Below are 10,321 nucleotides of genomic sequence, written 5' to 3'. Positions count from 1 at the left end.
AGAAAATATTCAGAAAACTTGTAATAGTTTAAATGCACAGATTTCCAGTTTGTCTGGCATAAAAAGCTTTGAAGAAAAAATTGCTCCAGAATATAGAAAGTTTAGACATGAAGCTGTAACAGTATCTGTAAAGTCTGAAATTGCTGTAAAAGGTCTTTATTCCAATATTGTTCCCTACATCAAACAAGATGCGGATGATTCTCTATATCCCACCTCAGGTGAAGGACGCAAGAAATTATTAGTGTATTCTATTTTTGATTTGCTTTCTAAAGAGGAAGAAGATAAGAAAATCAATTTGTTTTTAATAGAAGAGCCTGAAAACCATTTGCATCGCTCTATGCAAATTGCATTATCGCATGTATTATTTTCTGAAAACAAGTATCAGTATTTATTTATAACAACACATTCACCGTATGTACTGGCAGAAATGGATCAGGTGAATCTAGTTCGCATATACAATGCTGATAAAATCGTAAGCCGCAGTGTTCTCTATGTTGTTCCCGAAGAATTCAAAGATCAGCGCAAGATGCTAAATCGTGGATTGACAGAAGCTATTTTTGCCGATAAAGTTTTGCTCGTTGAAGGACCTTCTGAAATGGTTTTATTCGGAAAAGTTCTTTCTGAAAAGAATCCATTTTATGAAGCTGATGGAATTTATATACTCTCAGTGGGTGGATTTGGATTCAAGCCTTATCAATCAATATTGAATGCATTAAAAATTTATAATGTTGTGAAAACAGATAACGACTTAAGAAAGCCGCGTAACAAAGAGACATATAGCGTGTTAGGTTTTATGCGATTAAATGGTCTTATTGGTGAAACTATTCTTCCAGAAGATCCTGTAAGTGAAAAGAGTGTTGCGGTAAAGCGCGAACTATACGATAAGAATAGAGAAACACTGGATCGAATTAGAAGCAATTATTCACTCTATTTGTCGAGATGCAGTTTGGAAGAAGATTTGGATGAAGTTATTCATGATAAAATGGTTGAATACCTTCCATCAGCCGATGGAAATGTGATTGGCTATCTGCAGGAAGCAAAGAACAATCACATGGTTGAACTTGCCGAAAAACTCACCAAAAACGACTGTGAACTTATTTTTGAACACTACAATTTTGCTTGTCTAAAGAGGATTGCCGAATGATGTTATCGCCGATACAAAAAGAAATTGTTGAAACATCTGGGAACTTAATTGTTCGCGCGAGTGCTGGAACGGGAAAGACACATACCATGGTTTCTAAAATCATGCACGACATAGAAGAAAATCACACTCACAAGGTAGTAGCTGCAATTACGTTTACAATTAAGGCCGCTGCCGAAATTAAAGAACGTCTAAATATTGATGTAAGCAATCATTTCATCGGAACCAACAATAGTTTTGCCATCGAAGAAATCATCAAGCCATTTATGAAAGATGTCTATGGTAAAGACTATAAACTCGATATGAGTACAGACTACTCTGTGAAAGTGGGTACTCTTGATGAGGGAATAGAAAAAATAAGAACGGAGCAAATCTTATGCTCATATATAAACAGCAAGAAAAATTTTATATTTCAACTGGCACTTGAAATTCTGAAAAATTCAAGTGCGTGCCAGTTATATTTGAAATCCAAATATTTCAAAATTTATGTAGATGAATATCAGGACTGCGATAAAGACATGCACGCACTGTTTATGTATCTATGTGAAACTCTGAAAATAGATACTTTCGTTGTTGGCGATGAAAAGCAGTCGATTTATATGTGGAGAGGTGCATATCCTGAAGCGTTTATGAGTATTTGGACTAGAGGTGATTTCTCTAAAAAAGTTATGACGGATAATTATAGATCCTGTCAGCAGATACAAAACTATTCTAATTTGCTTTGCGATGAGACAAGACCTCTTTATAAAAAGGTCAATGATTTGTCTTCGGTAGTTATGCTATGTACTACAACTGCAAATTGGGTTTCGGCTGTAGTACCTTATTTAGACAAGAACAAAAGATGTGCTCTGTTAAGATACAGCAACGCAAATTCTGAGATTGGTGCAAAAGAACTAACAGAAAAAGGAGTAGAATTCACATATGTTCCTCAAACTCCAATCTCGGATATTACTACTGAAGCAGCATGGCTTTATAACGCTATTGCAAAGCACTTTATTCTCCCCACATATTCGGCCTACGACCTTAGAGATGAAAACCCTAATGAGGTAGTAGGAAACAAACATATTTTGCAGACCATTAAAATTTCGTTGAAGCATTTGGATGAATATCTTAAGCAAGCGGATAAGGATAGCTTTGCCAAAGAAGTTGAGCAATTAGCAAATTCTTTGGGTTACTCTACGAAAGATGAGCATTGTAAAAAAGTGTATGAAACCATTTGCGACAAAAAATTTCATCCGGCATTTAATATAGATGGACTACAACGAATTGCGATTACGTTTCATTCCTCTAAAGGGTTGGAATTTGATCAGGTTGTTTTATTTACATCGGATTATCGATTGGCAACGGAACAAGATATTTGCAACCACTATGTTGCGGCTACACGAGCGAAATCAAAACTAATTTTAATCTATATTTCTGACGATAAAAATGCTGAGATATATGCTAAGAACATTATCAGTCTTCTGGCTAAATCACATTTAAAAATGAGAGATATTGCAACTGTCGTCAATTGTAAGAACTGTTTGAAGGTCTAAAATCAAAAACGCAACATCCATTTGATTAAAATAGATGTTGCGTTTTTTCGCAGAGATATTTGGATTTTCATTCAATACACTGTCTAAGAACATTGCAGAATGCCATATCATCATCTACGGCAGCGATTGCGGCGTTAATCAAGGTTTCCCGGTCAGTGTTGCCCCAGTTAATATGCAGACCATATTCCAACGCCATGCAGCGAATCAATTCACGGGTGCTACGGCCATTTCCCTCGCGGAAGGGATGGATGATGTTCAGCTCTGCCATCGTCTGCGACAGATTTTGAATCTGCTTTTCTTCATCTTGTTCGGCAAGCAGCTTCTTGGAGTGAATAGTTTTGAACACCCGCTCTAATTCTCGGTCAATCAGGTCTGGCGGGTAGAACATCGTGTCGCCCTTGCTGATTTGTTCCTTGCGGATATGTCCTGCAAAGGGGTACACATCTTCAAAAAGGAAACGGTGAATCCGAAACAGGTGAGTTTTGGTAAAACGTCCCTTGATTGGCTCCTGCAACAGAGCCATCTGCTTGACTGCAGTAAATTCTTCTTCGGCCTGTTTAAGTTCTGCTTTGTCACGGATGTCCAGCTTGTTGATCAGAACATCCGTATCCGGGTAGCAGTACATGGACTGCACTGTGGTGTAGACATCATACTTCGTGAACATAATCAGCCCTTCTTCGCGTACTTTGCGCGCAGTTCATTCACAACCTGCTGATAGCTGACCTGACCGCTGCCAATGCGGTCAAGGTTGCTGCGCGTATCTTTGCTGATGGTCATGCCCTCGATGGCGAAGGTGCCGTACACATTGCGGAGGTTGCTTTTGTGCTGGGCAGGGGTGGTGTGCTTGGCGCTCATGGTTTGGCCTCCTTCTGATTTACAGGATACTATATAAAGTTTATCGTGTATGAGTCCTATTGTCAATCTACAACTTGTTGTCAAATGTAAAAAGCGCAGCTTCCATTCATTCAAAGTTGAAGTTGCGCTTTTACGGTATATCGTATTTTATTGTGAATTGGGATGCGATACATCTGAACCCCATGTGAGCTATATCTCAAGGGCCTGTAGCTCACTTGTCCGCCAACCACATTACATCCCAAATCGCTTCATCCTGAAAATCAGCGGCTTGGTGGTCGTACTTACAGTCAGGAAAGTCCATTGGGATGGCAGGGCATTTTATATGGACGAATATACGTTGATTTTTCTTTTCTCGCAGTGCATAAGGTGTGCACAAAAGCGATATTGCTGGGAGTGCAAGCGTATCGCTTTTGTGCCCCACAGAGTTGTGGGCATTCAAATGGGGAGTATGTCGGTTGGTCGCCCAACCGAGTCACGCCCCTAAATATGGGCCTATAGCTCAGCTGGGAGCGCAGGTGTCCACCAACAAATCTACGATCTGATAGATGGTGTCCTCATCATCCGGGCAGAGCCGGAGCAGAAGGTCTATCTCCAAAGACTGAGAAAAATATTCTTCCAGTTGGGTGCGTTTGCTCATCCCATCCGCTTCTTCAGAATAGAATGGATCAGTCTCACTCATTTCAGTATCATTCTCTTTAGTCTTATTACATCGTGATTTTGAAGGGTCTTGACTTGCGTTTTTGAAGCCTCCAGAATCGTGAAAATCACGATTCTGGAATATTGATCTTGACGATTCTGCTGAAAAGTTCTTCACATACACCAAGCTTGGCTTTCCCAGACCTCTGCGTTTTCGTTCAATCAGACCAAACTTTTCGAGTTCCCGGAGCAGCTTGGTCGCTTTGTTGTCTGCGCAACACAACGCCCTCTTGACATCCTCTATCGTGAAGATAATGAACACCCGGTTCTGCTCGTCCAGCCAGCCGTTTTTCACGGACAGGCTCATGCGGTCCAGCAGGATACCGTACAGGGTCTTGGCATCGGTTGACAGGCTCTGGAACCGTGGCTCCTGAAACAGAGCCTTTGGAATGCGGTAGAAGGAGAACAGCTCTCCGGCTTGTCCGTAGAAGTAGTCAAGGGTCATGTGGCTTTTTCAACGTTTTGCTCCAGCTTGTGTTCAAAAAATCGACCGCCTTTCGTTTGAAAATAAAAAGCGCACTCTTTTCTTGTTGAAAAGTAGTGCGCTATGTAATATAATGGCTGTATAATTTAGCTATCCAAAAGATAGTCGATGAGATATTCTTTCGGAATCATGAAAGATCGTCCGACTTTCAGGCAGCGAATTCTATGTTGATGGATTCTTCTGATGATGGCAGTCTGGCTTTTGAAACCGAGTAAAGTTGTTGCTTCTTCGACAGACAGCACATCAGGATAGTTCACAAATAATTTTTCATAATACTCTTTTGCTTGATTTTGATTCATTATCCTTGACTTTCCTTTCGTTTTGTGCCTAAGCAGAGGAGCGTTTTGCCCTGCATCCCTCCTGAACATCCCTCCAATTTCCATTTGGGCGGTCCAAACCGAAAAAACAGAGTAGAGGAAAAACGTATCGAAAAATCGTGGATATTTCAAATTATTGTTCGTTGATGCGTGAATTTTGCCTTTGCACAGTGGGGACCAGATATCACTAGATATCACTGGATGACACCAGATGGAAGATGAGGATAAAAACTCAAAATCCCTTGTGCTAATAACACGTGTGGGTTCGACCCCCACCACCGGCATTGAAAAGCAGCTTAGAATCGGAAGATTTTAGGCTGTTTTCTTCATATAGAAAACCACAAGCTATGCTTGTGGAAGAATAGAGCCGTAGCGTTGAAACGGTAGAAAAAGAACCTCCTTTTGCTATAATTAGAAGCGGGTAACGCCAACCGCATACTAAAGCAAAAGGAGGTTCATCCATATGGACGAGAAAAGTTTATCACATACGAGCTGGAATTGCAAACCTAAAATACAAATACGGAAGGAGAGTGTTCTGGGCGAAAGGATATTACGTAAATACAGTAGGTGGAAATGAAACCAAGATCCGCAAATACATTCAGGAACAAGAGTTCAACGATCAGATGTGCGACCAGTTGAGCTTCAAGGAATACGAAGATCCATTCAAGAATGTAGCTGACTTCGATGACGACGATTCGCCAGAAGTGCCTGCAGATAGTATGAGAAAGTAAAAGCGACGTCAGTGTGCGGTTGACATCGCTCATTGTGCGCCTTTAGGCGCGGCTGGTATTATGGCCCCTATGGGGCCGTTCTGCAAACCCCGCGTTTTCACGCGGGGTTATGATATCCTGTGTTATAATGAAAGCAGAAAATGCTGCGAGGTGACATTTATGCCTTTGAACGATCCCATTACCCCGGCCCTTCTGGCCGACCCAGAAATTTTTCAGCAGAACCGCCTGCCTTTCCATGCCCATTTTGCGGACCAGACAAGCCCGGAAATGCCCTTGACTGTCAGCTTGGACGGCAAATGGGCTTTCCGCTATGCGGAGAACCTGACTGCACCCTTTACGGATTGGGATACCCTGACTGTGCCCGGCTTCATCCAGATGCAGAGCCTGCAAAAGCCCGGCCATCCCTATGGCACGCCCCATTATGTCAACACCCAGTACCCGTGGGACGGCCACGAAAAGCTGCACCCCGGCGAGATTCCGCAGGACTATAACCCCATCGGGGAGTATCAGCGCAATTTTACCCTGCCGGAAAACTGGGCAAGCTGCTACCTGCGCCTGAACGGTGCCGACAGTGCCGCCGCCGTCTGGTGCAACGGCGTTTACATCGGCTACACCGAGGATACCTTTACCCCGGCGGAATTTGATATGACCGCCGCTGTCCATCCCGGCGAAAATACCCTGACCGTGCAGGTGTACCGCTTTTCCTCCGGCAGCTGGCTGGAAGATCAGGATTTCTGGCGCATGAGCGGCTTATTCCGCTCGGTGGAGCTGTTTACGAAGCCTGAACTGCATCTGGAAGATGCCTTTGTGAAGCAGGAGTTTGCCCCGGACTTTTCCAGCGCTACTGTCACCTTTGATTGCAGGGTCAGCGGCGCGGGCACCATCTCGGTGGTGTTTGACGGGCAGCAGCAGTCTGCTGAGGTGGGCGAGCCTGCCGAGTACGACAGCGGCGTGGTGTTCGGCAAGGGCGAGGCTGACCCGGACGTGGAAGAGGACGTGCAGGATGTCTCCTTCACCTTTACGGTGGAGCATCCCGCTCTGTGGAGCGCCGAGCAGCCGAACCTGTACGAGGCAGAAATTGCCCTGCTGCGCGAGGGTGATTTGGCAGAGCGCACCAGCCTGAAAGTCGGTCTGCGCAAATTTGAACTGAAGGATCGCCAGATGCTTTTGAACGGCAAGCGCATCGTGTTCAAGGGCGTCAACCGCCACGAGTGGAGCTGCCGCACCGGCCGCACCGTTAGCCGGGAAGAGATGCTGTGGGACGTGAAAAACCTGAAAGCCCACAACGTGAACGCCGTGCGCACCAGCCACTACCCGGACGACCCGTATTTTTTGCAGCTCTGCGATGAATACGGCCTGTATGTCATCGGGGAGACCAATCTGGAGACCCACGGCACATGGCAGAAGCTGGGCGCAGATGGCTCGGACGAGTGGACCCTGCCCGGTGCCCGCCCGGAGTGGCGGGAGAATGTGCTGGCCCGTGCCGAAGCCATGCTGGAGCGGGACAAAAATCATCCTGCCATCCTGATTTGGTCTTGCGGCAACGAGAGCTACGGCGGCAAGACCCTGTGGGAGATGAGCGAATATTTCCGCCGCACCGACCCCAGCCGCCTTGTGCACTATGAGGGCATTTTCTGGAACCGGGAATACCCCGCCACCTCCGATATGGAAAGCCAGATGTACACCCCGGTGGCAGATATCAAAAAGTTTCTGGCAGAGCACCCGGAAAAGCCTTTTATTATGTGTGAGTACAGCCACGCTATGGGTAACTCCAACGGCGGCATTACCGACTACACCGAGTATGCCTACGAAGAGCCGCTGTATCAGGGCGGGTTTATCTGGGAGTACATGGACCACGGCATCGCGGTGACTGACCCGGATGGCAAGCCCGGCTTTGCCTACGGCGGTGACTTTGGCGACCGCCCCACCGACCGGGAATTCTGCGTGGACGGCCTTGTGCTGCCCGACCGCCGCAACACCCCCAAAATGGACGCAGTCAAGGCGGCCTACGCACCCCTGAAGATCACCCTGACCGACACCGAAGCCGTCATCGAGAACCGGAACCTCTTTACCGACCTGAACGCCTATGACCTTGTGTTTGCGTCCTCGGTCAACGGCAAACCGGAACGCCGTGCGGTGCTGCGGGCAGACTGCAAGCCGGGTGAGACGGTGCACATCGCGTTCCCGTTTGCTCTGCCGGAAGCAGGGCTTGCCTGCATGACTGTTGCCGCTGTGCAGCGGGCTGTGCTGCCCGGCATCCCGGCGGGCTATGAAGCTGCTTTTGGGCAGATATGGTACAAATACGCCGAAGCACGGCTCACCGCTGCCGCGCCGGAATTGGTGGAAATGGACTGCAACATCGGCGTAAAGGGCAAAGGCTTCGAGTATATTTTCGGCCGCGGCAAGGGGCTTGTGTCCATCCGCTATAACGGCGTGCAGCTGCTGGACGATACCGTGCGCCCCAACTTCTGGCGGGCCCCCACCAACAACGACGAGGGCTGCGCAGAACCTTTTGCATTTGCCTTCTGGAAAACCGCCGGACTGTATGCCCGCTGCGATAATCTGACTGCTGAAACAAAGGGTGGCTTCGTCACCGTCCGCGCAAACTACACCCTGCCGGATGGGCAGACGCTGCCCATTGATTTTGCCATCGACTGCGCAGGCCGCTGCGACATTACGATGACATGGCAGGGCGAAAGGGCAGAAGTACCGGAGTTCGGGTTGCTCTTCCCGCTGCGCCGGGAGCTGACCGAGGTCTCCTATCAGGGTCTTGGCCCCCGGGAGACCACCGCCGACCGCACCGCAGGCGGCAAGATGGGGGTGTGGAACTACAATGTCCGGCAGGATTTTGCCCAGAACAGCCCGGTCTACCCGCAGGATTGCGGCAGCCGCACCGGCGTGTACAGTGCAACTGTCACCGGCAGCATCCCGGGCATCTGCTTTGCAGGGAACGGAATGACCTTCTCGGCGCTGCCCTATACGCCGCATGAACTGGAAAATGCCCGCCATCTCTACGAACTGCCCCGCGATGACAATAAGACCATCGTGCGCTGCGCTGCCTTCCAGCGCGGCGTGGGCGGCGACAACAGCTGGGGCGCAAAGCCCCATGCGGATGCCTGCTTTGCGGTGGAGAAGGGCATGACGTTCTCGTTCTCCATCCAAAAGCAGAATGGATAATTTATAAAGACCAAAGAGGATGCTGCACTGGTTTCTACCCTTGTGCAACAGCCCCTTTTGACTTCAACTGTATGATGAGCCTGTTCTGCCGACGATAGGTAAATTTGCGTTTGCGCAGCGGCGTTGACGGAAAGTCGGTATCACGTTTGGGCGGCTCATGGGAATTTCAAGATGAATACGCAATCACCGCTCTGCTGATACACCTCTTTCAGATGGGCGGAAAGCTTCATGTTTTCGCTGTAATCCACCGGCACCACAATGACGCTGGGTACCGTCTGCCGGAAGGCTTCCTCGAGGGTGGGGATGAGATCGGCTGCCTTTTCCACCCGGTAGCCCTTGCAGTGCATGGCCTCGGCCAACAGCTTGAAGTCGGGGTTCGTGAAGTCTACGTAGCAGTGCTCGCCGCCGAACTGCTCCTGCTCCTTCCATTTGATGAGGCCGTAGCTGGAGTCCTCCCAGATCAGGGTGACGAAGGGCACCTTCTCGCGCACGGCGGTCTCCAGCTCCTGACTGTTCATCATAAAACCGCCGTCACCGCAGACGGCCAGCACTTTTTTGTCCGGGTTCAGCAGCTTGGCCGCAAAGGCACCCGGAATGGAAAAGCCCATGCTGGCAAAGCCGTTGGAGATCAGACAGGTGTTGGGGGTGTAGCAGTCGTAGTGGCGTGCAATCCACATTTTGTGGGCACCCACATCGCTCACAAGGATATCTTCCCGGCCCATGACCTTGCGCACATCGGCAAGGATGCGGGCAGGCTTCATGGGGCAGCTGTCATCGTCTGCCATGGCGGCGTGCTCGGCCACCATGGTCTCGCGCAGCCGGAGTGCGAATTCCGGTTCGCTGTCCCGGTGGGCGCAGCGCAGGATCTCGTAGATGCTCTCTGAGATATCGCCCACCACTTCCACAGCGGGCTGATACCGCTTGTTGACATCTGCCGGGGCATTGTCGATGTGCAGGATGGTCATATCCGGCCGTGCGCCCCACTTGGCGGGGGCACATTCCACGATGTCGTAGCCGATGGCAATGACCAGGTCGGCCCGGTCGAACAGCTGGTTCACATAGTCTTTCTGGGGGATGCCGATGGTCCACAGGCTGTATTTGTCGTCCATGGGGATGATGCCCTTGGCCATCATGGTGTTCACAACCGGAATGTGCAGCCGGTCTGCCAGCTCGGTGACATCGGCGGCGGTATCAGCGCAGCGGAGGCTCTGCTGCCTGCGATTCAGGCCGAGTTGGATTGGCTGTTTGAGCGCTGCACAGTCATGCCGACGGTCAAGCCGGAGCTGGTGCGCTGCCGCTATGGCAACGATGCCAACCTGATCGGTGCCCTGAAGCTGTTCTTTGAACAGAACCCCGCCTGAACCAGAACAAAATAGGATAGGAGT

8 protein-coding genes and 2 pseudogenes are annotated in these 10,321 nt (G+C 48.8%); 5 read left to right on the top strand and 5 right to left on the bottom strand.

The window, feature by feature from the left end; all coding sequences use genetic code 11:
• Both J3353_RS01785 and J3353_RS01780 read left to right on the top strand, forming a co-directional pair.
• A partial coding sequence (locus J3353_RS01785; protein WP_207683976.1) for an ATP-dependent endonuclease occupies positions 1–1,144 on the top strand: 1,144 nt, incomplete at its 5' end.
• Positions 1,141–2,676, top strand: a complete 1,536-nt coding sequence (locus J3353_RS01780; RefSeq protein ID WP_207683975.1) for a UvrD-helicase domain-containing protein — start codon at positions 1,141–1,143, stop codon at positions 2,674–2,676. The genes J3353_RS01785 and J3353_RS01780, both read left to right, overlap by 4 nt.
• Before the next feature lie 67 nt (positions 2,677–2,743).
• Here J3353_RS01780 and J3353_RS01775 read toward each other — a convergent pair whose 3' ends face one another.
• The 4 genes and pseudogenes from J3353_RS01775 to J3353_RS01760 form a co-directional block, all read right to left on the bottom strand.
• Positions 2,744–3,340 carry a Fic family protein gene (locus J3353_RS01775; RefSeq protein ID WP_156072842.1) on the bottom strand — a complete coding sequence of 199 codons (597 nt, stop codon included), beginning with the start codon at positions 3,338–3,340 and terminating at the stop codon, positions 2,744–2,746.
• Positions 3,341–3,342: 2 nt separating this feature from the next.
• The gene (locus J3353_RS01770) at positions 3,343–3,531 is read right to left on the bottom strand and encodes an antitoxin VbhA family protein (RefSeq protein WP_120121195.1); all 189 of its coding nucleotides are present in this window, start codon (positions 3,529–3,531) and stop codon (positions 3,343–3,345) included.
• 508 nt (positions 3,532–4,039) lie between these two features.
• Positions 4,040–4,672 (bottom strand): annotated as a pseudogene (locus J3353_RS01765) (replication initiator protein A); the annotation flags it as partial.
• Positions 4,673–4,797: 125 nt separating this feature from the next.
• Entirely contained in the window at positions 4,798–5,094 is a 297-nt protein-coding gene (locus J3353_RS01760; protein WP_207683974.1) for a helix-turn-helix domain-containing protein, read from the bottom strand.
• 395 nt (positions 5,095–5,489) lie between these two features.
• Between J3353_RS01760 and J3353_RS01755 the strand changes: the two genes are divergently transcribed.
• Both J3353_RS01755 and J3353_RS01750 read left to right on the top strand, forming a co-directional pair.
• Positions 5,490–5,759 (top strand): transposase, encoded by a 270-nt coding sequence (locus J3353_RS01755; RefSeq protein WP_263286040.1) that lies wholly within the window; start codon positions 5,490–5,492, stop codon positions 5,757–5,759.
• Positions 5,760–5,918: 159 nt separating this feature from the next.
• Positions 5,919–8,936, top strand: coding sequence for a glycoside hydrolase family 2 TIM barrel-domain containing protein (locus tag J3353_RS01750; protein WP_207683973.1), 3,018 nt, complete (start codon positions 5,919–5,921; stop codon positions 8,934–8,936).
• A 155-nt stretch (positions 8,937–9,091) separates the two neighbouring features.
• Here J3353_RS01750 and J3353_RS01745 read toward each other — a convergent pair.
• Positions 9,092–10,123 (bottom strand): annotated as a pseudogene (locus J3353_RS01745) (thiamine pyrophosphate-dependent enzyme); the annotation flags it as partial.
• Between J3353_RS01745 and J3353_RS01740 the strand changes: the two are divergent.
• On the top strand, positions 10,088–10,297 hold the full coding sequence (locus J3353_RS01740) for a hypothetical protein (RefSeq protein WP_242700809.1): 210 nt from the start codon (positions 10,088–10,090) through the stop codon (positions 10,295–10,297). The pseudogene J3353_RS01745 and the gene J3353_RS01740 sit on opposite strands and share 36 nt — an antisense overlap.
• The last annotated feature ends 24 nt before the right edge of the window (positions 10,298–10,321 follow it).

The sequence above is a fragment of the Faecalibacterium sp. Marseille-Q4137 genome, from assembly GCF_017377535.1.
In the GTDB taxonomy this organism is placed as follows: domain Bacteria; phylum Bacillota; class Clostridia; order Oscillospirales; family Ruminococcaceae; genus Faecalibacterium; species Faecalibacterium duncaniae.
The sequence above is the reverse complement of the archived record's forward strand: the minus strand, read 5'-3'. Positions and strand labels throughout refer to the sequence as shown.

Bases quoted from the DNA above. Each gene is read 5' to 3' on its own strand.
- J3353_RS01770 (WP_120121195.1), bottom strand. From the start codon at position 3,531: ATGAGCGCCAAGCACACCACCCCTGCCCAGCACAAAAGCAACCTCCGC.
- J3353_RS01780 (WP_207683975.1), top strand. From the start codon at position 1,141: ATGATGTTATCGCCGATACAAAAAGAAATTGTTGAAACATCTGGGAAC.
- J3353_RS01775 (WP_156072842.1), bottom strand. From the start codon at position 3,340: ATGTTCACGAAGTATGATGTCTACACCACAGTGCAGTCCATGTACTGC.
- J3353_RS01760 (WP_207683974.1), bottom strand. From the start codon at position 5,094: ATGGAAATTGGAGGGATGTTCAGGAGGGATGCAGGGCAAAACGCTCCT.
- J3353_RS01750 (WP_207683973.1), top strand. From the start codon at position 5,919: ATGCCTTTGAACGATCCCATTACCCCGGCCCTTCTGGCCGACCCAGAA.